This is a genomic window from Microbacterium abyssi (assembly GCF_015277895.1).
Taxonomy (GTDB): domain Bacteria; phylum Actinomycetota; class Actinomycetes; order Actinomycetales; family Microbacteriaceae; genus Microbacterium; species Microbacterium abyssi.
The window spans coordinates 2,471,288-2,494,768 of the sequence record NZ_CP063815.1 but is presented as its reverse complement, the minus strand read 5'-3'; the positions used below and the strand labels follow the sequence as shown (position 1 = coordinate 2,494,768).

The window sequence follows — 23,481 nt, the reverse complement described above, 5'->3', positions numbered from 1 at the left end:
TCATCCGCCGCTCAGCAGCGTCGGGATGCGGTCGAACATGTCGTTCGTGAAGGCGATGATCTCGGCGATCATCCAGTTGCCGGCGATCAGCAGCGCGATCGCGACGGCGACGATCTTCGGCACGAACGACAGCGTCACCTCCTGCACCTGGGTGATCGACTGCAGCAGTGAGATGCCGAAGCCGACGACGAGCGCGGTGATGAGAATGGGCGCGGCGAGCTTGGCCGCGATGATGAGGCCCTGCGTGCCGATGTCGAGAACTGCCTCCGGGCTCATCCGACCCCTCCGTAGCTCTCCAGGAGCGATCTGATGATCAGCCCCCATCCGTCGACCAGGATGAACAGCAGGATCTTGAACGGCAGCGAGATCATCACCGGCGGAAGCATCATCATGCCCATCGACATCAGCGCCGCGGCGACGACGAGGTCGATCACGAGGAACGGCACGAAGATGACGAATCCGATGATGAAAGCCGCCCGCAGCTCCGAGATCATGAACGCCGGGATCAGCGTGTACAGCGGCACGCTCTCCGGGTCTGCCGGATTGTCCTGCCCTGCCATGCGCGACATCAGCGCGAGGTCCTCCTCGCGCGTGTATCCCAGCATCCATGCCTGCAAGGGCGCCTGGCCGACGTCGAATGCCTGCGTGAAGGTGAGCGAGCCCTCGATGTAGGGCTGCACGGCCACCGTGTTGATCTCGGTGAGCACCGGCCACATGATGAACAGCGAGAGGAACAGCGAGAGCCCCGCCAGCACCTGGTTCGGGGGGATGCTGGGAAGCGAGAGTGCGTTCCGGGTCATCGCGAGCACCACGAAGATCTTCGTGAACGACGACATCATCAGCAGCAGCGCCGGCGCTACCGACAGCAGCGTGATCCCGAGCAGCGTGAGGATCGACCCGGAGGGGGAGCCGTCGACGCCGTTGATGTCGATCGTGAGAAGCGGCACGACACTCAGCGGGTGCAGCGCGTTCATCGTGAGCGCCGGAAGGCCTCGGCGGTCTGGCGCCAGGTTTCGGGGGAGATGATCGAGCCGCGCAGCGGATCGTTGCGGTGTCGCACGCGGCGGCGCAGCTCGGGCGCATGGGCCGGCGCTGCGGACGCCCCGGCCAGGATGCTGTCGAACGAGGAGCCGCTCTGCGGCTGGGCATCCGCCTCTTCAGCGGCATCCGCAGCGCCGGTCTCGACGGCACCCGTCTCAACCGCGGCCGTCTCAACCGTCGCGAGTTTGTCGACGACGTTCACGCCGTGTTCGGTGACGCCGAGCACGTATCGTGCGTCGGCGGTCTGCACGACGACGAGCTGAGCCTTCGCGCCGAGACTCTGGCGCCCGAGCACCGTGATCGCCTCGGCGTCGCGGCGGCGCGTCGTCTTGCGCGTGAACCTGCGCTGCAGGAACCAGAGCAGCCCGAGCACCGCCGCCAGCGAGAGGGCGACGCGCAGCGCAACGAGCAGGTCGTCCAGAATCAGGCCTCGACGTTCTCGAGAATCCGCGTGATGCGCACGGCGTAGTCCTGGTCGACGACGACGATCTCGCCGTGCGCGATGATGCGCCCGTTGAGCTTCACGTCGGCGGGAGCTCCGGCGGAGCGGTCGAGCTCGACCACGCGGCCCGGCTCGAGGTCGAGCACGTCGCGCACGGCCATGCGGGTGCGGCCGATCTCGACGGTGAGCTCCATCTCGACGCCGGCGATGCGCTGCAGCCGGCGCGATGAGGTCGCGGCGTTCGCAGGGCTCTGCGTCACGCGCACGGCGAGGCGGCCGATCGTACGATCGGTCTCGTCCTGCAGATCGAACAGCTGCGCCGCGGGGTGCGAGAAGATCGCCGAGGCGTCGCCGATGCGTGCCTCGCCGAGGGCACCGGGGCCGAGGGCGCTGGTGGAGGCCTCCAGGGCATCGAGCAGCCGGTCGGCCAGCGGTGCGTCCGGCAGGCCGTCCACGAGCACGAGCGGGTCGAGGATCTGGACGGCCAGCTCTGCACTGGCCTCTCCTACGAACGAGACGACGACCGCGTCGCCGGTGTCCCCCGATGAGCGCGAGGGCTGGATGCTGGTGGGAGCCGCGGTGGGGAGCCGTGCCGCGAAGGCAGCGGCGATGGCGGATTCGTAAGCGGTGGTGCTGGTCACGCGGACTCCTCGGAGGCGGGGTCGGAAACGGTGGTGGTGACGACGCACGCGAGGCGGGCGCCGGAGGTGCCGACGGCGGCCGTCGCGATCGGCTGATCTCCGGCGAGGAGCAGCAGCGGTCGATCGGCGGAGTGCGGCAGCGGCACGATGTCACCGACCGAGAGGCCGAGCACATCGCGCGGGAGCATGGTCCGTGAACTGAGACGCAGGGCGAGTTCGATCGGCGTCTCCTCGACCTGGCGGCGGACGAGCTCAGGGCTCGCGGACCGGTCGGAGGGGGCGATGTTCTGGAAAGCGGTCAGGATGGATGCCGGCAGCATGATGCTCGCCGGCACCGAGCGGCCGCCCAGCCGCATGTTCAGTTGTGCGACGATCACGGGCTCTGTGGCGGCGGCGACCTGCGCGAACTGCGAGTTGTACTGGATGCCGGTGATCGAGATGCCCTGCGGCAGCAGGCCGTCCATCGTCTTCGTCAGCAGGTCGATGACATCCCGCATCAGGGTGCCGATCAGAGCCTGCTCGATCGGCGTGAACGTGCGCTCCTCGGTCGCGTCGGTGGCGCGTCCGCCGACCATCTGCACGATCCAGGCGGTCGCGGCCGACGACGGGAACTGCACGATCATGCGCTCGGCCGAATCGGCGAATGCGCACACGACCAGGGCGGTGGTGGTGGGCAGCGCGTGCGCGTACTCGCCGTAGGTCAGCATCCGTACGTTTTCGACGCTGACCGTCGCGCGGACGCGGATCTTTGCGGAGAGGTCGGCCGCCCACTGGCGCGAGAACGTCTCGAAGGCCAGCTCCAGCGCACGCGCGTGCTCGCGCGACAGCGTGGCGGACCTCTCGAAGTCGTACACCGCGATGTCGGCGTTCGACGAAGACGTGCCTGCCGGCGTTCCCGCTTGCACGACGGATCGCGCGCTGTCCTCGATCACCACGAACCCCACTATCGGGCGGTGACGGACGCGCGTAAGGCGACTGGCCGTCGTCAGGGTCCGGACTTGGACGACTGGACGGACGGGATGAGGTTGCGCACCTCCTCCTTGACCTGAGACAGGACGACGATGTCGACTCGTCGGTTCTTCGCGAGAGCCGCGGCGCTGGATCCTTCCGCGATCGGACGGGTGTCGGCGTAGCCGACGGATTTGACGTTGTTCGCCGGGAGGCCACCCGCCTCGACGAGGTGGCGGAGAACCTGGGTGGAGCGCCCGGAGGACAGCTCCCAGTTCGTCGGGAACGGGGCGACGGCCCCGCGGTGGTCTGCGTGGCCCTCGACCGAGATCTCGTTGGGCACGTCGACCAGCACGCCGCCGAGCGTGTCGAGCACGGCGACGGCCTTGGCGCTGAGGTTCGTGCTGTTGGTGTCGAAGAACGTCTCAGCGCTGACGAGACCGATCGTCAGGCCGCGGTCGTCGATCGTGAAGGTGACGTCGGCCTCGAGGTGGTTCTGCGCGAGCGCCTCGCGCAGGCGCTCGCGCAGCGCGGAGAGATCGTCGAACTCCTTGACGGCGGCGGCCAGGTCGGGATCGGCGGGTTCGCCCTCCTCGTCGATGAGCTCCGGCGGGACGACCACGCCCTCGGCCACGTCGGCGAACTCCGACGGGTCCTGTCCGAATCCGGTGGCCAGCGATGCGCTGAGCGCCTCGAACTTCTCCTGGTCGACCGTGGACATCGCGAACAGCACGATGAACAGGCACATGAGGACCGTGACCATGTCGAGGTACGACGCCATCCAGCGCTCATCGGGCCCGCTGTGCTCGTCGTGCGGGACCTGTCGTCGCGCTCGCACGCTCATGGCGTCAGAGCCGGATCCGCTGCCCCTTTGTCCGCACCCCTGCGGCTGGATTTCTTCTGCGGACGGTCGGAGACCAGCGCGCGCAGGCGCTCTCCGACGAACTGCGGCGGGGCGCCGGCCTGCACGGCCAGCATGCCCTCCATCACCAGGGTCATCCGCTCGACCTCCAGCTCACCCAGACGCTGGAGACGGCCGCCGATGGGCAGCCAGATGAAGTTGGCCGACAGCAGACCCCACAGCGTGGCGACGAAAGCGGCGGCGATCATGTGCCCCAGCTCGTCGGGCTGGTCGAGGTTCTCGAGCACGTGCGTCAGCGATACCACCGTGCCGACGATGCCGACGGTCGGCGCGAATCCGCCGAGGGTCATGAAGAACTTGGATGCCGTGCGGTTGCGCGCCGCGGTAGAGGTGATCTCGTCCTCCATCAGGGTGCGCAGCTCTTCGGCGTCGACGCCGTCGGCGATGCTCTGCAGCGACTGGCGCAGGAACGGGTCCTTCTCGTCGACGAGCGACTGCTCGAGGGCGAGGAGGCCCTCGGAGCGCGCCTTCTCGGCGTAGCCGACGATCGGGTCGATCATGCTGTGGGCCGTGCGCCGGTCGCCGCGGAACGCGCGGGGCACAGCCTTGAACGCGTGGATGAAGTCGCGGACGGTACCGGTGGCGACGCCCACGGCGATCGTGCCGCCGAAGACGAGGATCATCGGCGCCGGCAGCAGGAGGGACATCACCGAGGCGCCCTCCATGTTGATCATGGCCAGCAGCGCGCCGAAGGCGAGGACGAGGCCGATGATCAGTGACGGGTCCATCAGTGCACCGCCTCTGCGTCGTCAGCGTGGGAGATGTCGCCGGACCAGTTCGCGGCCGCCGCGAGAACGCCGGCGCGGTAGCGGGTGATCTTCGCGATCACCTCGTCCATCGTCTCGGTGACGACGAAGGTCGCGGCATCCACCAGGACGATGGTGGTGTCGGGGGAGGCCTGGATCCGCTCGATCAGGTCAGGATTCAGCGCGAACCGAGTCTGGTTCAGGCGCGTGACGACGATCATGGGCTCCATCCTGGAAACTTCATGCCCTCAATCCGTGAGGACTGACAGCCCATCCTGGGCCATCGTTGGTGACTGTCGACCGCTGATCGCTGCGCGTTAGGGCGATGCGGCGTCGAGTGGGCACCAGACACGAAGCAGGAGGGCCGCCCGCTTTCGCGGGCAGCCCTCCTGCCGGGTTCTGAGAGCGGGTCAGCGCTTCAGGTTCGTCAGCTCCTGGAGCACCTCGTCGCTGGTGGTGATGATGCGCGCGTTCGCCTGGAAGCCGCGCTGGGCGACGATGAGGTTCGTGAACTCCTGCGACAGATCGACGTTCGACATCTCCAGCGCACCGCTGATGATGCCGCCGAGGCCGTCGGCGCCCGCCGAGCCGATCGTGGCCTGACCGGAGTTGGCGCTCGCCCGGAACTGCGAGGAGCCGGCCTTCTCGAGGCCGCCGGGGTTCACGAATCCGGCCAGGGCGATCCGGGCCAGCACCTCGGTCTCACCGTTGCTGAACGTGCCGACGAGGCTGCCGTCGTTCGTCAGCGCGTACGAGCTGAGGACTCCGGCCGGCTTGCCGTTCTGCTCCGAGATCTTGATGTCGCTCACCTCGGCGAAGCCGGTGATCGCGGACAGGTCGACCGTGATGCCGTTGGAGGTGGTCAGCGAGATGGGGCCGCCGGTCTGCGTACCGTCGGAGGCGAATGTGAGCGTGGCGTTCCCGGTGCCGTCGGCTTCTGTGACGTCCCAGCCGGTCGTCGTGCGGGTGAAGGTGAGGCGGAGCGAGGACTCGGTGCCGTCGGCGCCGTACACCTGCACGTCGCGGACCAGCACGTCGTTCTCCGCGGCATCCGACGGCAGGTTGCCCGTGACCTTCGCCGCCGTCGACGGAGTGGCAGGGCTCAATGCGCCGACCGGAAGGGTGATGCTTCCCAGGCCCTGACCGGGGGTGATGGCGCCGTCCTGAGCGGTCCACCCCTGCACGAGCGCGCCGTCGGCGGTGACGAGCTGGCCGTTGGTGTCGAACGAGAATCCGCCGTTGCGGGTGTAGAGCGTCTCACCGCCGGACTGCACGATGAAGAAGCCGTCACCGGAGATCATGAGGTCGGTCGGAACGCCGGTGGGCTGCGGGGCGCCGGCGGCGAAGTTGGTGCTGATGCCGGCGACCTGTACGCCGAGGCCGACCTGGGCGGGGTTCTGACCGCCGGCGCCCTGCTGCGGCATCATCGAGTTCTGCAGAAGCTGCGAGAGGGAGTCCTGGAACTGTACGGCGGAGGCCTTGAAGCCCGTGGTGTTGACGTTGGCGATGTTGTTGCCGGTGACGTCGAGCATGGTCTGGTGCGAGCGCAGACCCGAGATGCCGGAGAAAAGGGAGCGGAGCATGATGGTGCCTTTCTTGGGTGGGTCAGGATCGGGTGGTCTTGGAGACGAGGGTCAGGCCGGAGACGGCGTCCAGCGGCACGGCCTTGTCGCCGATGGTGACCATGGGAACTGCGCTGCTGAACGACACCGAAGTGACGATGCCGGACTGCTCGACGCCGTCGGCGTCGACGTACTGGGCTTCCTGGCCGATCAGCGTCGCCGCGGTCTGCCGCATGCTGAGAGCGAAGTTCTCGTTGGTCGTCGTGCTGAGTGAGGTGAGCTGCTCCATGGAGGCGAGCTGAGTGGTCTGCGCGATCATCTCATTCGTGTTCATGGGGGAGCTCGGGTCCTGGTTGGTCAGCTGCGTCACGAGCAGCTTCAGGAACACCTCGGAATCGAGCGTCTGCTTGCGCTCGGTTGCAGGGGTCGTTGCGCCGGTCTGCAGACCGGCCGTGGGCACGGTGGATGCCGCGGAGATCGCGTCGACAGTGGTCATGGGTTCCTCTCGGATCAGGCGTAGACGTCGATGCCGCCGTGCGGCGTCGTGAACGGGGCGGGGGTGGCTGCGGCATCCTCGTCGGGCGTCGCGCGGGCGCCGGTGCTGTCGCGGGCGAGTCCGCGGTCGGACTGCGAGCCGTTCTGGGCGCCGCCGTTGTGCGAGCCCTGTCCATGCGCTGCGGTGAACGCGCTGCCGGACTGGCCGGCGCCCGACTGGCCCGTCGCCGACTGGCCGGAACCGCCGTCGTGCGAGGCGACGGCGAGGGTGGCGTGGGAGGCGGCCACGGCGAGATCGCGGCGGAGGTCGGCGAGGATCGTGCGCAGAGCGTCGCGGCCGAGATCGGTCGGCGCGTGAAGTTCGATGTGGATGGCACCACCGGAGATGTGTGCGCGCACCGTGACGGGGCCCAGGTTCTCGGGCGAGATGGTCAGCGTGAGCTGATGATCCCCGTCGGGCGCCTGCGTGAGCGCGAGCACGGGGCCCGAGATCTGCGGCAGCAGCGCGGGGCGGGCAACGGGCGGGGCCGACTGCGCGGGTGCAGTCGCAGTGGCGGCCGGCGCCGCCGGGACGGCCGGCCCTGCGGCTTCGATCGATGCATCGGCTGTGGCCGGGTCCGTGGCTGGGGCCGCTGCGGATGTCGCCGGGGATGCGCTGGACGTCGTTCCGGATGCCGCGGGCACGACGGGCGCCTCAGCCGTGGCCGGGGTGATCGGCGTCGGGAGGCCGGGCGCCGGCGCTTCGCCGTCGGTTGCCGCGGTGGTACCGGCGTCTGCAGACGGTGCTGCCACCACCGTGCCGGGGCTTGCCGGGGTCGCGGCCGTGGCGGGAGTCGCGGCATTCGGCTGAACGGCAGGACGCGTGGCATCCGTCCGAGTCGTCGACGCCGCAGCGGCGGTGACCACGGGTGCAGCCGATGCAACATCCGCGTCTGTCGACGGCGCCGCGACCGCAGCGATCTCGGCACCGGTCGTGAGCGTCGTCGAGGCCGCAGACCGCACTGCCGCGTCCGCCGTGGAAGTCGTACCGGGGATCGGCGTCGGCCCGGTCTGGCCCGCCGCCTCAGGTTGCTCGACGGCAGTCTCAGCGTCGGCGGGAGCTTCAACGTCCGCTGGAGCCTGGACAGCTCCCGCAGCGGACGGCAGCACGATGCGGCCCAGCGGCAGCGATTGCTGTCCCGGGAGCGCATCGGTGGCGTCGGCATCCGGCGATGTGTTCTCGACCGTGCCGTCCTCGGACTCACCCGGATGCGCGGATTCCTCGAGCGGCGCGGCATCCGTCGCCGCAGCCCGGCGGGCATCGTCCACGGCATGCGCGAACGCCACCGCCCCCTTGCCGTGCGACGGCGTCGCAGTCGGTTCGGCACTTCCGGTCGTCTTGGCGACGGCGCCGCCGAGCAGGTTGAGCAGACTCATTCCTCGTCCTCCCGCATGCGAGATGCGATCTCGTCGAGTTCGGCCTGCTCGGATCGCAGCTCGTCGGTGCGCATGCGCAGCGCGTGCGCCTGCGCGAGTCGGTCCAGGCCGCGCTGCGCACGGCGGGCGTCCGCGTGTTCCGAGCGCGCCTCCGCAAGTGCCTGCTCCTGCGTCGCGGCGAGCGAGGTGAGATCGGCGAGCATGCTCCGGCTCGCGCTCCGTGCCGCCGCGAGGGCGGCGAGTGAGCGCACATCGACGGCTTCGGTCCCCTCACCGGCGAGAGCGGCGCGGAGGTGACGGTCGCGGGCCTCGGTGTGCCGTGCGTCCAGCACGGCGCGAGACAGGCGCTCGGCTGCCGCGCGCTCCTGGATGCCGCGCACTCGCAGGAGCCCTGCGAGCGAGAACTGCCGGCTCATGAGACATCTCCGAACGCTGCGACGAGGTCCGTCAGCCGCCGCCAGGACTGCTCGATCGGGCTGGTCTCGTTGAGCGGCTGGGTGAGGAAGGCGGAGATCGCCTTCTCGTTCGCGATCGCCGCGTCGATGCGCACGTCGGCGCCGGACTGGTAAGCGCCGATGTCGATGAAGTCGTTCGCCCGGCGGCGCGCCGCGAGTACTGCACGCAGCGAGTTGGCTGCGGCCCGCTGCTCCTGCGAGGTGACCTTCCCCGCCACGCGCGAGACCGATCCGAGCACGTCGATGGCCGGATGATGACCCGACAGCGCGAGGGCCCGGTCGAGCACCACGTGTCCGTCGAGGATCGAACGGACGGCGTCGGCGATGGGCTCGTTGTGGTCGTCGCCGTCGACGAGCACCGTGTAGATGCCGGTGACGGAGCCCGGACGGTCGGTTCCGGCGCGCTCGAGGAGCCCGGCGAGCATCGAGAACGTGGACGGCGGGTAGCCGCGAGTGGCCGGCGGCTCGCCCGCGGACAGACCGATCTCGCGCTGGGCCATCGCGACGCGGGTGAGCGAGTCCATCATGAGGATCGCGTGGGCGCCCTCGTCGCGGAACGCCTCAGCGATGCGCGTCGCGGTGTAGGCGGCGCGGATGCGGGCCATAGCCGGCTGATCCGAGGTCGACACGACGACGACCGATCGGGCGAGGCCCTCGGGCCCCAGGTCGTCCTCGATGAACTCGCGCACTTCACGGCCGCGTTCGCCGACCAGAGCGATCACCGTGACCTCGGCCTCGGTGCCGCGGGCGATCATCGACAGCAACGACGACTTGCCGACACCGGAGCCCGCGAACAACCCGACGCGCTGACCGCGGCCGACGCTGGTGAGCGTGTCGAGCGCGCGCACCCCGAGCGGCAGCGGGGACGCGATGCGGTCGCGCTCCATGATGGATGGCGGCTCGTGGTCGAGACTCACCCGCGGGCCCGTGATCGGGCCCTTCCCGTCGATCGGCCGGCCGAGACCGTCGAGCACCCGCCCGAGGAGACCGGGCCCTGTCGGAACACGCAGCGCACCGCCGCGAGCCCGCGCTGCGGTGCCGACGGTGAGTCCTGCCACGGGACCCAGCGGCATGCAGCGCACGCCCTCGTCGCCGGTGGCGACCACCTCTGCGTCGACGTCGGCGCCGATCGTGATGACGTCGCCGATCGCGCACTCCAGCCCGCGCACCTGCACGCTGAGACCGCGGATCTGCGAGACCTCGCCGACCCGCTCCGGCAGAACCGCTGTGCGCACGGCATCCCAGGCGCTCATGCGTCGCTCTCCGTGACGGCGAGCCTGGCGCGCTCCAGGGCCGAGCCGATGCGGGCGTCGACGAAGCCGTGCTCGAGCATCGCCACGGCATCGCCGCGCTCCAGCGTCTCGTCCGCGCTGAGCACGAACGCCGCGGGCTGCGCATCCAGGCGTTCCAGAGTGCGGATATCGTCGGCGTGCAGCCGAAGCTCGCGAATATCCGCGGGGTCGACGGCGGCCATCGCACGCCGTACCGCCGACAGGGCGGCGGCATCGGCATCCGAGAGCTCGCCGGCGACGATCAGCTCGGCGAGTTCGATGGCATGCGCGAGCACCTGCGACTGCGCGACGGCGGCCAGGTGGCGCTCGCGATCCGCGAGCGAGCGAGCGGCCGCGTGCAGGGCGGCGACGGCATCCGACACCGCCTGCGCCTCGTCGGTCTCACGGGCGATGCGCTCCGTCTCGGCGCGCTCGTGCGCGGCGGCCGCCGCGACGTTCCCGGCGCGGAATCCCTCCGCGTGTCCCTCGGCGTATCCGCGGACCCTGGCCTTCTCGCGCTCCGCCGTCAGACCGTCGCCGTGCAGGCGAGGGTAGACAGCGGGGGAGAAGGCCTCAGTAGACATACTCGTCCTCGTCGGCGCGCTGCACTGTGATGTCGCCGGCGGCCTCGAGGGCGCGGATCGTGCGGACGATCTCCGCGCGCGCCTCCTCGACCTGCGAGATGCGCACCGGTCCGAGCGCCCGCGACTCCTCGTCGAGGTTCTCGCGGTTGCGCTCCGAGACGTTGCGGCGGATGACGTCCGCGATGCCCTGGTTCGCGCCCTTGAGAGCGAGCGCCAGCGAGCGGAGAGGGATGCCGCGCAGCACGCTCTGCGCGTCGCGGTCCTCGAGCTTGACGATGTCGGCGAACGTGAACATGCGCGAGCGGATGTCCTCGGCCAGAGCACTGTCGAGGGTCTCGATGCTCGCCAGCAGCGCCTTCTCGATCGTGGCGTCCGAGCGGTTGATGATCTCCACCAGGGGCTCGACGCCGCCCAGGGTCTCCGGCGTCTCGCGCGACGCGAACATGCCGGTGCGGGCCTTCAGCGTGTCGGCGACGATCGTGATCGCGTCCTGCGACGCCGTCCCCATCGTCGCGATCGCATGCGCCACGTCCGTGCGGGCAGGGTCCGGAAGCGCGGCCAGCACGGCCGCCGCCTGCTCGGTCGGCAGGTGCGCGAGCACGAGGGCGACGGTCTGGGGGAGCTCGCCGTCGAGCAGAGTGGCGAGGTGCGTCGGGTCGACGGCGGCCAGGAAGTCGAACGACGAGTTCGCCATCGTCGAGCTCACGCGCCCGAGCACCGCCGCCGCGCGCTCGGCGCCGAACGACGCCTCCAGCAGACCCGCCGCGATGTCGCGACCGCCTCGGGCCGGCGGCAGGTGCCCGGTGGCGATCCGATGGAACCGGTTCAGCGCCTGGGCGGTGGTCTCGGCATCCAGATTCTGCAGGCCGATGATCTCGGAGGCCACGGCCTCCGCCTCGTTCTCCGAGAGGTGCTTCATGACCTCGATCGCATGCGCGCGATCGAGGTTCATCAGCACCACCGCCGCCGTCTGGCGGTCGTTCAGCGCGCTCATGCGGGCTGCCTGTCGTCGATGAGAGTGCGCAGCAGTTCGGCCGTGCGCTTCGGATCCTGACGGCTGAGAGCGTCGAGCTCCATGCGTCGCCGCTCCAGCGTCACCTGGGCGGGCTCGCTCTCGATCTGCAGTTCGGGGGAGGGGGTGAGCTGCGGCTCCGGCTCGGTGATCGACAGCGGCGCGGTCGGCGCCTCGAGCAGTGCGGTGGGCGCGGTCGTGGTGAGCGCGGTCAGCGGCTCGGGACGCTCGCCGAACAGGGTGTCGAACTCGGCGGCGGCACCCGCCTTGCGGCGCGAGCGGATGATCAGCGCGATCACGGCGCCCAGCAGCGGCAGACCGATCGCGAGGGCGATGATCAGCGTGTTCAGCAGCGCCGACTGCTGGTTGGCCTGCTCGGCGTCCTTGGCGGCCTGGAGCGCCGCCTGGGCGGCCTCCGCGCTGGTCTGGCTGAACGCCACCATCTCGACGCTGATCGTGTCGCCGCGGTCCTCATCGATTCCCGCCGCGGCAGCGACCAGGTCGTTGAGCTTCGCGATGCTCAGGTCGCCGGCCGCGCCCTGGTCGATCGCGACCGAGACGGACTGGCGGGTGAGGGTGCCTGCCGGGGTGGTCGTCGACTGCGTGGTCTTGTTGATCGCGTTGGTGCGCGTCTCCTCGGTCGACTCCGACGTCCCGTCGCTGCCCTCGGACGGCACTGCGATGTTGTCGGGACCGAGCACACCGGCCTCGCTCGTCGTGCCGTTCTGCGTCTCGCTGCGGATCTCCTCGGTCAGGGGAGGCGTGCCCTCGGCGGGGGTGTAGGTCTCGTCGAGCCGCTCGTTCTGGGAGCGGTCGATCTCGGCCGCGACCGTGACGGTGGCGTTGCCGGCACCCACCACGGTGTCGAGCATCTGCTGCACGGCGGCGGTCACGCGCGCCTCGTAGTCGCCCGCCTGCTGGTCGATGCCGCCGGTCTGACCGATGCCGACCGCGGACAGCGTCTGCCCAGACTGGTCGACCACGGCGACGTTCTCGGGCTTCATGCCGCTGACGGCGGCGGAGGTCAGGTGCACGATCGCCTCGACCTGCTTGTTCGTCAGCGTGGTGCTGTCGCCGGTCTCCACGAACACGGATGCCGTCGCGTCGACGGTCTCGGAGACGAACACGCTCTCCTCTGGGATCGCGAGCTGCACCGACGCCGCCGTGACGCCGTCGAGTGCGGAGATCGTGTCGGCGAGCTCGCCCTCGATCGCGCGCTTGTAGGTGACGGACTGCTGGAACTCGGAGGTCGTGACGCCCATGTCGTCGAGCAGCGAGTATCCGCCGGAGCTCGAGGTGGGCAGGCCCGCGGCCGCGGCGGTCAGACGCTGGTCGTAGACCTCTGTCTCCGGGACGAGCACGGTCGTGCCGCCCTCGGTGAGCTCATAGGGCACTGATGCCGAGCGCAGCTGTTCGACGACGGCGTTCGCGTCGGAGGCGCTCAGCCCCGAGAACAGCGGCGTGAGCGTCGGGCGGGTGAGCCAGCTGGACAGGGCGAAGATGCCGAGCGCGAGCACGGCGACGCCGATGATCGCGATCGTGCGCTGCGCGAGCGTGAAGCCCGCGATGACGCGCCCGATCCGCTGGAACACATTCTGGACGGCCTGGGGCATCAGGCTTGCATCCTCATGATCTCGTTGAACGCGTCGACGCCCTTGTTGCGGACGGCGGCGACGAGCTCAAGCGTGACGGACGCACGGGACGAGGCGATCATGGCGGCGTGGATGTCATCCAGATCGCCGGTGACTGCGGCGACTTTCAGCGTGTTCGACTCGGACTGCAGCGAGTGCAGCTCGTCGATCGCGCCGGTGAGGCTCGAGGCGAATGCCGAGTCGCCGGTCGACGAGGTGTCGACCGAGGGGATCTGCGGGAGCGAGAAGGCCGAGGAGATGCCCTCGATGCCGGAAACCGATGCCATCAGCTGCGTCCGATCTGCAGGGCGGCTTCGTAGGCGTTGCGCGCGCGGTCGACGATCGCGGCGCTGGCCTGGTAGCCGCGTTGGGCGAGGATGAGCTGGCTCATCTGATCGCCGAGGTCGATGTCGGGGTAGCGCACGTAGCCGTCGGCGTCCGCGAGCGGGTGGTCGGGCTGGTGCACGAGCCGCCCCTCTGCGCTGCCGAGCGCGGTGCCCGCGACGTACACGCCGGGGGAGTCCGCGCTGGTCTGCGCGAGCACGTACCGCTGGCGGAACGCCTCGTCGTCGGTCGCGGTGACGGTGTTGATGTTCGAGATGTTGTCGCTGACGGCATCCAGCCATTTGCGGTGCACGGTGAGCCCGGTGCCGGCGATCCCGATGGCGTCGAAGGTCATGATGTCCTCATCGCGGTGCGCACGGACGAGAACGATCCATTGATCGCCTGCGTCGCGAACTGGTAACGCAGCATCGTGTCGACGCTGGAGAGGGTCTCGGTGTCGAGGTTGACGTTGTTGCCGTCCAGGCGGGTCGGCTCGAGCGATTCGCCGACCGTGGCCGTGACGCTGCCGCTTCCGGATGCGACGGCGTCTGCGAGAGCCTCCTCGAACTGCACCCGTTTGGCGTGATAGTTCGGGGTGTTGACGTTGGCGATGTTGTCGGCGATGGCGCGCTGGCGCAGCGCGAGACCGTCGAGGGCACTGGAGAGTGCCGAAATGGTCACTGAATCGAACACGAACCCGGTTTCCCGTCGGTGGGTGGTGCGGCCGATCCATGGCCGAGTCAGTCGAGCGCTCCCTGCTCGCATTCGTCTATCGGCAGATGCTCAGGATCCGTTAGGGATGTTTCGTTTTCAGTGGTCCGAGACTCGGCCGGCCGGCGCGCGCGATCGGGCGCGCCGGGTGTCGACGAGCACGGCGAGGGCGCCGATCGCGATCGCGGCGAGCGCCCACCAGAGGCCGACGACGGTTCCGCCGGTTCCGGCCAGAGAGTCGTCGGCGTCGTCGTCGGCATCGTCACTCTGTCCGCGGTGGCTCGGAATGGTGACGGCGCTTTCGGCGAGGGTGATGCGAAGCGCGAACGATGCTTCATCAGGATGCGGATCGGCGCCCGATGTCGCGTCGCGCGGAAATCGCAGGTCGACCGTGAGCGCGACGACCTGCGCGGCGCCGAGCTCGCCTTCGTGGAGCTCGGTGCCCAAGAGCTCTGGGAAGACGACGGCGGTGCTCGGCGCGCCCTGCTCGCGTACATCCAGCGTCAGCTCGTCGTAGAAGGGATGCGGTGAGGTCGAGTACATCTCGACCTGCTCGGCGACGACAGTCAGGGCCGCGGCGCGGTCGGCGCCGTTGCGCACGAAGACGGTCCTCGTGAGCAGATCGCCCGGCACGACGGTGGTCGGTGCGAACAGGGGCGGCAGGTCGTCGTGCCAGGTGACGCCGTCGTAACTGAGGGCCAGTGGCGAGGGCGGGTCGGTGATCTCGGGCCGGGTGTCGGCGCCGGCTGGAGCGCCGGCGAGCAGGAAGACGAGCGCGGTCGCTGCCGCGATGGATGCCGAGATCGCTCGCCACGCGATCGTCATTGCTCTGCGCCCGCTGGCCGTTGAACGCGCTTTCGTCGCAGTTCGCGGATGATCGTGAAGACGGCGTAGCCGATGAGCAGGCCGCCGATCGCGCCGACGATCCAGCCGCGCTCCGTGCTGCTGAACACGGTCGTCGCATACCCGACGAACGGCACCGAGTAGATGACCTCGCCCATCACCTGAGCGCCTGCGATCGGCTCGTCGTCGATGCCGTTGTTGTCGCCGCGGGTCGTGAAGGTGATCTCGCCGTCCGCCTGATAGCCGACACCGACGATGCGATGCGTGACGAGCAGGGGATCGTCGGATACGGGTTGGAACGTCACGACGTCACCGACGCCGAGAGCCTCGGGGTCGACGGGCTTCACCACGACCAGCGTTCCCGGGGGAAGGGTGGGCTCCATCGACGAGGTGAGCACGGCGAGCGGCACGGCGCCGAGGAGTCGCGGTATGACGATCGCCACCGCGAGCACGACCATCACGACCGTGAACGCGACCCACCCGAGTACTCGCAGCACGATGCGCATCGGCGTGGGACGGCTCAGGCGGCGCTCGGCGGGTGCGCGGCTTTCGGTTGCGGGGGTCTCGGTTGCGGGGGTCTGCTGTGCTTCCCGCAGCGCACGGCGCGACTGCATCGGCATCATGTCTGGCAATAGCTCTGGCTGAGGTCGGGCTGAGGATAGATCGTGATCGTGTTACTGGCGGGCCCGAGCCAGCCGCCGTCGTACACCGGTCGCACGTAGACCTGCATCGGCGAGTTGTCTGCAGGGAGGTTGTAGAACGCTGTTCCGCGGTCGTGGAACATGTAGTTGTAACTGGACTGGATGCCGAGAAAGTCGGTGGGGGCCGTCGACCAGAGATCGGACCGTGTGACGCCGCCGACCGTGCGATAGACCCGGAAGTTCGTGAACACCGGCGGGATCTGGTCGCGATAGCGGTACTGGATGGCCTGGAAGTCACCGCCGATGCTGTTGCTGTAGCCGTTGTACTGCTGCGGACCACGGCAACTCAGCCACTGACCGTTGTTCACGGGCAGGGCGGGGTAGCCGGCGGTGACGGCGACGGTTGCGCGGGCTGTCGCCGACCACTGCGCCGAGGCGGGGATCGCCAGCGACACAGCAGCGATGACGAGCATCGCGGCGAACGGCAGCCGCCAGCGGGTTCGCGCGCGCACGCTCATCGCGTTCCCTCCCCGGTGACGACGAGTGCGAACGAACTCCCTGCCCCGCTCAGCTCGACGCCCCCGACCGTCGGCGGCGTTCCGGAGGGAATCGTGAAGCGGGCGCAGACGTACGCGGTAGCCGAGCCGTCATCCGGAGCGACGAGCGTGCCGGCTGCCGAGAGCGCCGCGAGGTCGCCGTATCCGCCTCCGGCAGGGTAGATCGGGCTTCCGCTCGGCGTCGCGGTCGTGCTGCACGAGCCCGCCGCGCTGTCGTCGACGAAGATCTGCGCGTCGAGCACGCTGAACAGCGTCGATGACGCGCTCGACGTATCGGACAGCGATGACGTGATCGCATAGTCGAGCCCAAGGTTTCCGGACGCCTGCCCGTCGAGCTGAATCCTCGTCGCCACCACACCACCGGGATAGAGGCCGGTCAGCGGCCCCACGGTGATCTGCGACTCTCCGTCGACGGTGATATCCAGCGTGCCGGACGACACGGTGGCTCCCTCGATCGTCTCGGAGTCGTTCCACAGCGCCAGGGTCACTCCGGTTCCGGTGAGCAGAACCAGTGCGGCCCCGGCGGCGAGGAGAGCGACGCGTTTCACCACAGTTGCTGGCGCCTTCGTGCGGCCGCGCCGACGATTACGGCGTGGTGGTGGTCTGCGTGAGCGTCACGGTCAGAGCGCTGAGGTCGAGAGCCTGCCCCTGTGCGGTCGTGCCCCCTGTCGCCTCGGCGAACGCGACGGTCACGGTGACGTCGATGACGTCGCCGTTGTTCGCGCTCGTGATGTCGCCGTCTACGACGGGCTCGCCGGCGGCGTCCGTGAACGTCTGCGTCACCGTCGTGTTCGCGAGAAGCTCGGCGTCGCCGGTTGCAGCGACGGGGTCTGACACGTCGAGCGTTGCGGTCAGGTTCTTGCCGCTCGCCGCGACGGTGAACTCGGCGGTGTACTCGATGGTGTCGCCCGGAACGATGCGAAACGCCGAAATGTCGGTGATGGCGCTGTCGTCAGACAGGTCGGTCCATGCCCCAGTCCCGGTCTCCGTGAGCGCGAGCGTACCCGAGTTCACGGCGCTCGAGCCGAGCCCTGCGCTGTCACTCCACAGAGCGAACGTCGTTCCTCCCGCGAGCATGACGACGCCCAATGCGCCGGCGATGGTGGCTTTCGTCAGATTCTTCATTGAGCCCTCCCCGGGGCGACGATGTGAGCAGTTGGGATAGCATAACCCGCGCCCGCGCAGCAGCCGTGCTTCGCGTGTCGCCGAATGCTATCCGTCGACGTCGAGGTAGGCCGGCGCGTCTTCCCGCCCGGCCGGAACACGGCGCAGGGCCTCGAGCTGATGACGGATGTCGTCGAGCTCGTCACGCATCTGCTGCATCCGCTCCTGCTGCCGTCGGTGTAGGCCATGAGCGCGATCGGCGAGGGCGGTCGGCAGTGACGTGCCGGGCTTCGTCCACGTGCTGACGGTCGGGGCCGGATCGTCGAGGTCGCTCTCGATTCCCGCGAGCAGCGCCACCCACGCCGGGTCCGACTCCTCGATCGCGGCGATCTCGGCGCCTCGCCCGTCGGTGTCCGTCGCGATGGCCTCGCTCATGAGGCGCTCGCTCCTGAGACGGCACCTACGAGCGTGCCGGCGGCTTCATGCCACGCCTGGCGCAGGGGCGCGACGAGTTCGTGGCAGGAGCGGGTGCGCTCCGGGTCGCGGCCGACGTTCGCGCTGATCAGCGTCTGCGTCAGGAAGGCGTACAGTGCGCGGAGTCCTGTGCTGCCCGTCCAGTCGTTCGACAGTGACGAGGTCAGCTCGGCGACGATCGCCTGCGCATGCTGCAGTTGCGTGTTCGCCTCTGTCCAGTCGCCTGAGCGCTGGGCGGCCTCCCCGCGCTCGATGTCGAGCATCAGGCGGTCGTACAACATGGTAACGAGGCGCTCCGGCGTCGCCGAGAGCACGGCGTCGTCACGGTAGCGCTGCTGGGCGCGGAGAGCGGCGGTAGCGTTCATATCAGCTCGTTCCGGTGCCGTAGCTCGGCAGGTTCGCCAGCTGCGAGGTCAGGTAGGAGGACTGCGACTGCATCTGCGAGAGCATGGTCTCCAGTCGTGCGTAGGTGCGCTCGAGCGTCGCCCTGCGCTGTTCGAGGCGCACATCCCAGCGCTCCATCTGCTCGCCGAGCGAATCGACTTCGTTCTGCTGCCCGGTGATGCGCGCCGTGAGCAGACCGTCGTATTTGTCGGAGTATGTCTCGGCCGTCTGCTGCACGCGCTCGGCGATGCCGGTGAACATGCCGGTGACGGCATCCGGGTCGTCGGCGAGGGCCGCGGCGAACTTGGTCTCGTCGATCGTGAGGACGCCGTAGCGGTCGATCGAGATGCCGATGCTCGAGGGCGACGCGCCGTCGACCGGATACTGCACGGCCTGCGCGAGCGATTGGCGAAGAGCGCGCACCGTGCTGTCGCCGGTGAAGACGCCGAGCGTCGTGGCCTCGTCGCCGGTGCCGACGGTCGCCTTGGAGCCGTTGTCGATGCGGGTGAGGAGCGATGCGATCTGCTTGACGAAATCGGCGGCCGCTGTCGTACGGGCCTTGTCGTCGACCGCGACGCCGACGGTGACCGGATCAGTCGATACGGCGCTGACGGTGACGTCGACGCCGGTGAACAGATCGGTGAAGGTGTTCGATGACGAAGTGATGGTCTGCTCGGCGGCGGTTCCGGCCCACAGCCGCACCTGCGCGTCGGCGCCGGTGACGATGATCGCGGCGCCGGGGGCGGCCGAGATGTCTGTGTCCGCGCCGACGGCGGCCTCATCGCCGCGGAACACGCTGAACGAGCCCTGCTCGCCGGATTCTGCGGCGACGAGCTGCAGGCGCTGCAGCGGGTTTCCTTCGGCATCCTTGCCTGCGGAGACGACGCTCGCGGTGATGCCGAAGCCGGCGGCGTTGATCGCGCGGGCGACGTCGGTCATCGACGACGATGAAGCGGTGACCTTGAGGAGCTCGCCTGCAGCGTTCTTGAGGGTGAGAGTCGGGGGAGCGTCCGGCCATTCGGTGGATGCCGCGGTGACGACGGTGTGCTTCTGCGCGAGACGGTCGACGACGATGTCGGTCGTGAGGGCGGCGGCGCCGGGGCGAAGGGCGACGGTGACGTTGTTGGACGACGAGGTCGCCGAGAAGGCGTTGAGGCTCTCGCCGGATGCGGCCGTCTTGGCCTTGGTCGCGAGGTCCTGCAGGGAGGTGTTCAAGGTCTGGAGCTGCGAGATGATGAGCTTCTTGTCATCGGCCTTCGCGCTCATCAGGTTGCGGGGAATGGCTTGCACATCCATGAGCGCATTGATGAGCTCGGTGGTGTTGAGGCCCGAGACGAGGCCGTCGAGCGCGATACCCATGTGTGCCTTTCCGGATCAGGTGCGGATGCTGGTTCCGGGTGGGCGACGATCGGCCGCCCACCCGGAACCTGCGAGCGAATCAGCGCAGGAGCTGAAGAACGCCCTGCGTCGACTGGTTCGCCTGAGCGAGCATCGCCGTACCGGCCTGCGACAGGATGTTCGCAGCGGTGTACTTGACCATCTCGGCCGCCATGTCGGTGTCGCGGATGCGGCTCTCGGCAGCAGCCAGGTTCTCCGACGAGACGTTGAGCGAGTTGATCGTCGACTCGAAGCGGTTCTGGACTGCACCGTAGCCGGCACGCGCCGTCGAGACCTCGGTGATCTTAGCGTCGATCCGGCCGACCGACGCCAGCGCGTTGGCTGCCGAGTCGACGGCGACTCCCGTGGTGGCATCCTTCATCTCGGCTCCGAGGCCCGAGAAGTCGGTCAGGGTGACCTGGATCTGGTCCTCAGCGGCGGTCGATCCAGCGCCGACCTGGAACGTCAGCGGGTCGCCGCCCTGGAGCAGCTTGATTCCGTTGAAGTTCGTGCTCGCGGCGACGCGGGTGAGTTCGTCGGCGAGAGCGGCAACCTCTGTCCCGATCGCGTCACGCGACGCGTCGTTGTTCGAGTCGTTCGCACCCTGCACCGCGAGGTCGCGCATGCGCTGCAGGATGGAGTGGACCTCGGTCAGGGCGCCTTCAGCGGTCTGGATGACCGAGATGCCGTCCTGAGCGTTGCGAGCCGCGACGTTCAGGCCGTTGACCTGCGAACGCAGGCCCTCGGAGATCGCCAGGCCCGCGGCGTCGTCCGCCGCGCGGTTGATGCGAAGACCGCTGGACAGCTTCTCCAGGGACTTCGACAGGTCGTTCTGCGTGCTGGACAGGTTGCGGTAGGCGTTGAGCGCCGACACGTTGGTGTTGATCTGCATACCCATGGTGTGTTCCTCCGTGATTGGGATGTACCGAAGCCCATCCGTGGGCTTCACACACACCTATCGGCGGAACCGGAGCGGGCGTTAGCTGCTAGAACGGCGCGACGAGATCGCGGACGGTCGGGACCGGGGCGATGTGCTCGGTGGCGCGAGTCTCGGGTGGCGGGGACGCACTGCGGAACCCGGTGGGGGTGGTGACTTCGACGGTCCCGTCGGGGCGGGATCGGTAGATGGCGCGGGTTCGATGCCTGTCGACGTGGTGTCTGGGGCAGAGGGGCCGGAGGTCTTCGAGGTTGGTTGTGCCGCCTTGTGCCCAGGGGGTGTTGTGGTCGATGTCGGCGTCGAGGGCGAGTCGGGTGCAGCCGTCTCTCGCGCAGGTGCCGTGCTGCAGGATGAGCCAGTCGCGCTGGGCTTGTGTGGCGTGGCGGCTGCGGCGGTCCATGTCGATGACCACGCTGCGGATCGGGTCGACGATCACCCGGCGGAAGACGCCGGTGTCGAGGAGCAGCTGCTTCGCGGTGAGCGGGTCGATCGGGCCGTGCCCGACGATCTCCGCCTCCGGGACGGGAAGGTCGACAGCATCGCTGCTGGCGTCGTCGAGGAGTTGGACGGGGATGGTGACGAAGATCTTCGTCTGCGCGGCCCGGTCGGTGCCGACTCCGCGCAGCCACTCGGAGTACAGGTCGGCGCGGATCTGCGCGATCGTGCGCGTCTCGCACGGGTCACTCTTCTTCACCTGCTTCGCCGTCGCGGCGAGGCGACGGTCGACAGCGAGCGCCTCCGTGGTGGGGATGTAGGCATTGATCCAGCTCATCCCGTCGTCCACATGCTCGACGCACACCCGCCGGTCGGCCACCGCGCGGGTATGGCGCATCTCCGCGGGTTCGGGGTCGAGTCGGTCGGTCAGGCGCTTGAGGCGGCGCAGGAAGTTGACCGGGGAACAGGTCAACGCCCACTCCGAGGTCGCCTCATCGATCCGTCGCGCCGCCTCGCGCTCGGCCTCCTGCTGCTCCGCCGTGGCATTCGCGGGAGCCCGCACCCTGCCCAGCGCCCCCACCGTCCGCGTCACGAGATACATCGACACGAACCCGTCCCGCGCATGCCCCCACAAGGTGGGCAGTCGTCGCATCGCGGCCTGCACGACAGCGAGCTCAGCCTGCACGTCCTCCTCGGACCGCTTCAGCCGCAGGGCGATATCGGAGACCGCCGCACGCTCAGCCTGATCAGCCGCATCCTGTGCGTCCTCCAGCACGAACACCTCGGGGTTCCGGCGCGCCAGAGCGACAGCATCCGCGATCTGCGCCCCACGCCGCGCCGCATACCGATTCAGATCGATATCCGCGCACTGCAGATCATCCAGAGCAGACCCGATGACGAACGCGGCATCACGAGGCCGATCATCCACATCATCGAAGAACTGCTCCATGAAGCCAGTTTAGTACAAAGCTTCGAAGTGGGGAAGGGGTGTGGAGAAGCAGGTCAGGCGATCGCCTGAGCCGCAGGCGCACCGCGGAAGACGTTCGCGAGCCGGTTGCTGCCCGTCTCGCCGATCCGCGCGAAGAACGCCTCGCGCACGGCCATCGACACGCGGGCGACGGCGGTCGGCTCCTCGCCGTCGGCGAAGTACTTCTCCAGCGCATCGCGCAGCAGGCGCATCGCCTCGGAGCGCTGCTGCGACACGGCCGAGTGCGAGACGCCGAGCTCCTCGGCGATCTCCTTCACCGGACGTTCATCGAAGTACACGGCCTGCACGATGAGGCGCATGCGCTCAGGGAGGGCGGCCACGGCGTGCTCGAGAACCTCGCGCCGCTCGCTCACCATCGCCGACTCCTCGGGCAGCGGGATGTCGGATGCCAGCGTGTGCGCCGACGGATCCTCCAGCGTGACCACGGTGCGCGCACCGTCGGCCAGCGCCTCGGACACGACGTCCGTCGGAACCGACATCGCCGTGGCGATCTCGGCCACGGTCGCGGTGCGTCCGAGCCCGGCGGTCAGTGTGTCGCGAACAGCGGTGGTCTCCTTGATGCGCTTGCGGATGCCGCGCGAGGCCCAGTCCATCGCGCGCATCTCATCCGCGAACGCTCCGAGGATGCGACGTCGCGCGTACGCGCCGAAGGGGACGCCGAGCGACGGGTCGAACGCGTCGGCCGCAGTGACGAGAGCCAGTGCCCCGACAGAGGCGAGCTCCTCGCGCGGGATGTGCGTCGCGCGTGCGTGGGTTTCTGCGGCCAGGTATCCGACCAGCGGCAGGTTATCTTCGACAAGGCGGTTGCGCTCAACAAGCGGCGACATGGGGTGTTCACCTCTCTGGAGAGCGCTGGGACGCTCAGTGTGCAACTGACGTGGTGCTCATATCACTACCACAGCGATATGTCCATGGGTAGAACTATCCATCAATTCCCCCGGTAGTAACCTTAGGGCCAGGGTGGCCGATAGAGGTACAACGAACCGAAAAATCGTTCGGTTCATCGGCTGGGGGATGCTGGGGAAGGGATTATGGGAGCCAACGAACTGTCGATGCAGTTGTGGCGAGAACGCGAACTGCTGGAGATGCTGCTGTTCAAGCTGGACGAGCAGCAGTTGCTGCTGACCGCCGGGCGATCGCACTGGATCCATTTTGCTACACGCGAGATCGAACAGGTACTCGAACGCCTCCGGACGACTGCTCTGGCGCGCTCGGTCGAGGTCTCGGCCGTAGCCGAAGAGTGGGGAGCGGCCGACGACGCGACGCTGCGCGCTCTCATCGCGCATGCGCCCGAGGGTGTCTGGCGCGACGTCTTCGCCGATCACCTGCATTCACTCACACAGCTGACGGCCGAGATCGCACAGATGCGCGACACGAACGCCGATCAGATCGCGGGCGTCATGCGCGCTACGCAGGAGACGATCGCCGCGCTCGGCCTGGACACCGGCGAGTACACGACCGACGGCGTCCGCGCGCGCGACGATTCCGCACGCATCGTCGACACCCAGATGTGACCGACCGGACCTGACGGAGAAGAGAC

General features: G+C 68.8%; 31 protein-coding genes. 1 reads left to right on the top strand and 30 read right to left on the bottom strand.

What is annotated here, in order from left to right:
* From fliQ to IM776_RS11925, 30 genes are all read right to left on the bottom strand, one after another.
* Positions 1–276, bottom strand: coding sequence for a flagellar biosynthesis protein FliQ (gene fliQ / locus IM776_RS12070; RefSeq protein WP_194420338.1), 276 nt, complete (start codon positions 274–276; stop codon positions 1–3).
* Complete coding sequence (gene fliP, locus IM776_RS12065; protein ID WP_194420337.1) at positions 273–974, bottom strand: flagellar type III secretion system pore protein FliP; 702 nt, start codon at positions 972–974, stop codon at positions 273–275. The genes fliQ and fliP overlap by 4 nt, the downstream gene beginning before the upstream one ends.
* Positions 971–1,441 (bottom strand): flagellar biosynthetic protein FliO, encoded by a 471-nt coding sequence (gene fliO / locus IM776_RS12060; RefSeq protein ID WP_228479987.1) that lies wholly within the window; start codon positions 1,439–1,441, stop codon positions 971–973. The genes fliP and fliO overlap by 4 nt, the downstream gene beginning before the upstream one ends.
* 23 nt (positions 1,442–1,464) lie before the next feature.
* On the bottom strand, positions 1,465–2,124 hold the full coding sequence (fliN, locus tag IM776_RS12055) for a flagellar motor switch protein FliN (RefSeq protein WP_194420336.1): 660 nt from the start codon (positions 2,122–2,124) through the stop codon (positions 1,465–1,467).
* A complete protein-coding gene (locus tag IM776_RS12050; RefSeq protein WP_194420335.1) occupies positions 2,121–3,059 on the bottom strand; it encodes a flagellar motor switch protein FliM in 939 nt (312 codons plus the stop codon). Before IM776_RS12050 ends, fliN begins: the two co-directional genes overlap by 4 nt.
* 50 nt (positions 3,060–3,109) lie before the next feature.
* The gene (locus IM776_RS12045) at positions 3,110–3,916 is read right to left on the bottom strand and encodes an OmpA/MotB family protein (RefSeq protein ID WP_194420334.1); all 807 of its coding nucleotides are present in this window, start codon (positions 3,914–3,916) and stop codon (positions 3,110–3,112) included.
* The gene (locus IM776_RS12040; RefSeq protein ID WP_194420333.1) at positions 3,913–4,722 is read right to left on the bottom strand and encodes a motility protein A; all 810 of its coding nucleotides are present in this window, start codon (positions 4,720–4,722) and stop codon (positions 3,913–3,915) included. Before IM776_RS12040 ends, IM776_RS12045 begins: the two co-directional genes overlap by 4 nt.
* A complete protein-coding gene (locus tag IM776_RS12035) occupies positions 4,722–4,961 on the bottom strand; it encodes a flagellar FlbD family protein (RefSeq protein ID WP_194420332.1) in 240 nt (79 codons plus the stop codon). Before IM776_RS12035 ends, IM776_RS12040 begins: the two co-directional genes overlap by 1 nt.
* 189 nt (positions 4,962–5,150) lie before the next feature.
* Complete coding sequence (locus IM776_RS12030) at positions 5,151–6,323, bottom strand: flagellar hook protein FlgE (protein WP_194420331.1); 1,173 nt, start codon at positions 6,321–6,323, stop codon at positions 5,151–5,153.
* 22 nt (positions 6,324–6,345) lie between these two features.
* Positions 6,346–6,798, bottom strand: a complete 453-nt coding sequence (locus IM776_RS12025) for a flagellar hook assembly protein FlgD (protein ID WP_194420330.1) — start codon at positions 6,796–6,798, stop codon at positions 6,346–6,348.
* A gap of 14 nt (positions 6,799–6,812) precedes the next feature.
* On the bottom strand, positions 6,813–8,213 hold the full coding sequence (locus tag IM776_RS12020; RefSeq protein WP_194420329.1) for a flagellar hook-length control protein FliK: 1,401 nt from the start codon (positions 8,211–8,213) through the stop codon (positions 6,813–6,815).
* On the bottom strand, positions 8,210–8,629 hold the full coding sequence (locus tag IM776_RS12015) for a flagellar FliJ family protein (protein WP_194420328.1): 420 nt from the start codon (positions 8,627–8,629) through the stop codon (positions 8,210–8,212). Before IM776_RS12015 ends, IM776_RS12020 begins: the two co-directional genes overlap by 4 nt.
* The gene (locus IM776_RS12010; RefSeq protein WP_194420327.1) at positions 8,626–9,921 is read right to left on the bottom strand and encodes a FliI/YscN family ATPase; all 1,296 of its coding nucleotides are present in this window, start codon (positions 9,919–9,921) and stop codon (positions 8,626–8,628) included. The genes IM776_RS12015 and IM776_RS12010 overlap by 4 nt, the downstream gene beginning before the upstream one ends.
* Entirely contained in the window at positions 9,918–10,523 is a 606-nt protein-coding gene (locus IM776_RS12005; RefSeq protein ID WP_194420326.1) for a FliH/SctL family protein, read from the bottom strand. Before IM776_RS12005 ends, IM776_RS12010 begins: the two co-directional genes overlap by 4 nt.
* Positions 10,513–11,517, bottom strand: a complete 1,005-nt coding sequence (gene fliG / locus IM776_RS12000) for a flagellar motor switch protein FliG (RefSeq protein ID WP_194420325.1) — start codon at positions 11,515–11,517, stop codon at positions 10,513–10,515. Before fliG ends, IM776_RS12005 begins: the two co-directional genes overlap by 11 nt.
* Positions 11,514–13,148: a flagellar basal-body MS-ring/collar protein FliF gene (fliF, locus tag IM776_RS11995; RefSeq protein WP_194420324.1), complete on the bottom strand. Its 1,635-nt coding sequence runs from the start codon at positions 13,146–13,148 to the stop codon at positions 11,514–11,516. The genes fliG and fliF overlap by 4 nt, the downstream gene beginning before the upstream one ends.
* Entirely contained in the window at positions 13,148–13,453 is a 306-nt protein-coding gene (gene fliE / locus IM776_RS11990) for a flagellar hook-basal body complex protein FliE (RefSeq protein ID WP_194420323.1), read from the bottom strand. The genes fliF and fliE overlap by 1 nt, the downstream gene beginning before the upstream one ends.
* A complete protein-coding gene (locus IM776_RS11985; protein ID WP_194420322.1) occupies positions 13,453–13,845 on the bottom strand; it encodes a flagellar basal body rod protein FlgC in 393 nt (130 codons plus the stop codon). The genes fliE and IM776_RS11985 overlap by 1 nt, the downstream gene beginning before the upstream one ends.
* The gene (locus IM776_RS11980) at positions 13,842–14,183 is read right to left on the bottom strand and encodes a flagellar basal body rod protein FlgB (protein ID WP_194420321.1); all 342 of its coding nucleotides are present in this window, start codon (positions 14,181–14,183) and stop codon (positions 13,842–13,844) included. The genes IM776_RS11985 and IM776_RS11980 overlap by 4 nt, the downstream gene beginning before the upstream one ends.
* A 117-nt stretch (positions 14,184–14,300) precedes the next feature.
* Positions 14,301–15,026, bottom strand: coding sequence for a hypothetical protein (locus IM776_RS11975; protein ID WP_194420320.1), 726 nt, complete (start codon positions 15,024–15,026; stop codon positions 14,301–14,303).
* Positions 15,023–15,664: a signal peptidase I gene (locus IM776_RS11970; protein ID WP_228479744.1), complete on the bottom strand. Its 642-nt coding sequence runs from the start codon at positions 15,662–15,664 to the stop codon at positions 15,023–15,025. The genes IM776_RS11975 and IM776_RS11970 overlap by 4 nt, the downstream gene beginning before the upstream one ends.
* Positions 15,664–16,197 carry a hypothetical protein gene (locus IM776_RS11965; protein ID WP_194420318.1) on the bottom strand — a complete coding sequence of 178 codons (534 nt, stop codon included), beginning with the start codon at positions 16,195–16,197 and terminating at the stop codon, positions 15,664–15,666. Before IM776_RS11965 ends, IM776_RS11970 begins: the two co-directional genes overlap by 1 nt.
* A gap of 2 nt (positions 16,198–16,199) precedes the next feature.
* A complete protein-coding gene (locus IM776_RS11960) occupies positions 16,200–16,793 on the bottom strand; it encodes a SipW-dependent-type signal peptide-containing protein (RefSeq protein WP_194420317.1) in 594 nt (197 codons plus the stop codon).
* Between the two features lie 34 nt (positions 16,794–16,827).
* On the bottom strand, positions 16,828–17,367 hold the full coding sequence (locus tag IM776_RS11955) for an alternate-type signal peptide domain-containing protein (protein ID WP_194420316.1): 540 nt from the start codon (positions 17,365–17,367) through the stop codon (positions 16,828–16,830).
* A gap of 87 nt (positions 17,368–17,454) precedes the next feature.
* Positions 17,455–17,781 carry a hypothetical protein gene (locus IM776_RS11950; RefSeq protein ID WP_194420315.1) on the bottom strand — a complete coding sequence of 109 codons (327 nt, stop codon included), beginning with the start codon at positions 17,779–17,781 and terminating at the stop codon, positions 17,455–17,457.
* Positions 17,778–18,185 (bottom strand): flagellar export chaperone FliS, encoded by a 408-nt coding sequence (gene fliS, locus IM776_RS11945; RefSeq protein ID WP_194420314.1) that lies wholly within the window; start codon positions 18,183–18,185, stop codon positions 17,778–17,780. Before fliS ends, IM776_RS11950 begins: the two co-directional genes overlap by 4 nt.
* A 1-nt stretch (position 18,186) precedes the next feature.
* Positions 18,187–19,563: a flagellar filament capping protein FliD gene (gene fliD / locus IM776_RS11940; protein ID WP_194420313.1), complete on the bottom strand. Its 1,377-nt coding sequence runs from the start codon at positions 19,561–19,563 to the stop codon at positions 18,187–18,189.
* Between the two features lie 79 nt (positions 19,564–19,642).
* Positions 19,643–20,479 (bottom strand): flagellin N-terminal helical domain-containing protein, encoded by an 837-nt coding sequence (locus tag IM776_RS11935; RefSeq protein ID WP_194420312.1) that lies wholly within the window; start codon positions 20,477–20,479, stop codon positions 19,643–19,645.
* Between the two features lie 88 nt (positions 20,480–20,567).
* On the bottom strand, positions 20,568–21,902 hold the full coding sequence (locus IM776_RS11930) for an HNH endonuclease signature motif containing protein (protein WP_194420311.1): 1,335 nt from the start codon (positions 21,900–21,902) through the stop codon (positions 20,568–20,570).
* A 53-nt stretch (positions 21,903–21,955) separates the two neighbouring features.
* Positions 21,956–22,768 (bottom strand): sigma-70 family RNA polymerase sigma factor, encoded by an 813-nt coding sequence (locus IM776_RS11925; RefSeq protein WP_194420310.1) that lies wholly within the window; start codon positions 22,766–22,768, stop codon positions 21,956–21,958.
* A gap of 204 nt (positions 22,769–22,972) precedes the next feature.
* On the opposite strand from IM776_RS11925, the gene IM776_RS11920 reads away from it, so the two are divergent.
* Positions 22,973–23,455 carry a flagellar protein FlgN gene (locus IM776_RS11920; protein WP_194420309.1) on the top strand — a complete coding sequence of 161 codons (483 nt, stop codon included), beginning with the start codon at positions 22,973–22,975 and terminating at the stop codon, positions 23,453–23,455.
* The last annotated feature ends 26 nt before the right edge of the window (positions 23,456–23,481 follow it).

Excerpts from the sequence above, each read along its gene's own strand:
- IM776_RS11955 (WP_194420316.1), bottom strand. The coding sequence starts at position 17,367 with ATGAAGAATCTGACGAAAGCCACCATCGCCGGCGCATTGGGCGTCGTC.
- IM776_RS12010 (WP_194420327.1), bottom strand. The coding sequence starts at position 9,921 with ATGAGCGCCTGGGATGCCGTGCGCACAGCGGTTCTGCCGGAGCGGGTC.
- IM776_RS12035 (WP_194420332.1), bottom strand. The coding sequence starts at position 4,961 with ATGATCGTCGTCACGCGCCTGAACCAGACTCGGTTCGCGCTGAATCCT.
- IM776_RS11950 (WP_194420315.1), bottom strand. The coding sequence starts at position 17,781 with ATGAGCGAGGCCATCGCGACGGACACCGACGGGCGAGGCGCCGAGATC.
- fliQ (WP_194420338.1), bottom strand. The coding sequence starts at position 276 with ATGAGCCCGGAGGCAGTTCTCGACATCGGCACGCAGGGCCTCATCATC.
- fliS (WP_194420314.1), bottom strand. The coding sequence starts at position 18,185 with ATGAACGCTACCGCCGCTCTCCGCGCCCAGCAGCGCTACCGTGACGAC.
- fliP (WP_194420337.1), bottom strand. The coding sequence starts at position 974 with ATGAACGCGCTGCACCCGCTGAGTGTCGTGCCGCTTCTCACGATCGAC.
- IM776_RS11925 (WP_194420310.1), bottom strand. The coding sequence starts at position 22,768 with ATGTCGCCGCTTGTTGAGCGCAACCGCCTTGTCGAAGATAACCTGCCG.
- IM776_RS12040 (WP_194420333.1), bottom strand. The coding sequence starts at position 4,722 with ATGGACCCGTCACTGATCATCGGCCTCGTCCTCGCCTTCGGCGCGCTG.
- IM776_RS12045 (WP_194420334.1), bottom strand. The coding sequence starts at position 3,916 with ATGAGCGTGCGAGCGCGACGACAGGTCCCGCACGACGAGCACAGCGGG.
- fliG (WP_194420325.1), bottom strand. The coding sequence starts at position 11,517 with ATGAGCGCGCTGAACGACCGCCAGACGGCGGCGGTGGTGCTGATGAAC.
- IM776_RS11985 (WP_194420322.1), bottom strand. The coding sequence starts at position 13,845 with ATGACCTTCGACGCCATCGGGATCGCCGGCACCGGGCTCACCGTGCAC.
- IM776_RS12030 (WP_194420331.1), bottom strand. The coding sequence starts at position 6,323 with ATGCTCCGCTCCCTTTTCTCCGGCATCTCGGGTCTGCGCTCGCACCAG.
- IM776_RS12020 (WP_194420329.1), bottom strand. The coding sequence starts at position 8,213 with ATGAGTCTGCTCAACCTGCTCGGCGGCGCCGTCGCCAAGACGACCGGA.
- IM776_RS12015 (WP_194420328.1), bottom strand. The coding sequence starts at position 8,629 with ATGAGCCGGCAGTTCTCGCTCGCAGGGCTCCTGCGAGTGCGCGGCATC.
- IM776_RS11930 (WP_194420311.1), bottom strand. The coding sequence starts at position 21,902 with ATGGAGCAGTTCTTCGATGATGTGGATGATCGGCCTCGTGATGCCGCG.
- IM776_RS11975 (WP_194420320.1), bottom strand. The coding sequence starts at position 15,026 with ATGACGATCGCGTGGCGAGCGATCTCGGCATCCATCGCGGCAGCGACC.
- fliD (WP_194420313.1), bottom strand. The coding sequence starts at position 19,563 with ATGGGTATCGCGCTCGACGGCCTCGTCTCGGGCCTCAACACCACCGAG.
- IM776_RS12005 (WP_194420326.1), bottom strand. The coding sequence starts at position 10,523 with ATGTCTACTGAGGCCTTCTCCCCCGCTGTCTACCCTCGCCTGCACGGC.
- fliF (WP_194420324.1), bottom strand. The coding sequence starts at position 13,148 with ATGCCCCAGGCCGTCCAGAATGTGTTCCAGCGGATCGGGCGCGTCATC.
- IM776_RS11935 (WP_194420312.1), bottom strand. The coding sequence starts at position 20,479 with ATGGGTATGCAGATCAACACCAACGTGTCGGCGCTCAACGCCTACCGC.
- IM776_RS11920 (WP_194420309.1), top strand. The coding sequence starts at position 22,973 with ATGGGAGCCAACGAACTGTCGATGCAGTTGTGGCGAGAACGCGAACTG.
- IM776_RS12025 (WP_194420330.1), bottom strand. The coding sequence starts at position 6,798 with ATGACCACTGTCGACGCGATCTCCGCGGCATCCACCGTGCCCACGGCC.
- fliE (WP_194420323.1), bottom strand. The coding sequence starts at position 13,453 with ATGGCATCGGTTTCCGGCATCGAGGGCATCTCCTCGGCCTTCTCGCTC.
- IM776_RS11970 (WP_228479744.1), bottom strand. The coding sequence starts at position 15,664 with ATGCCGATGCAGTCGCGCCGTGCGCTGCGGGAAGCACAGCAGACCCCC.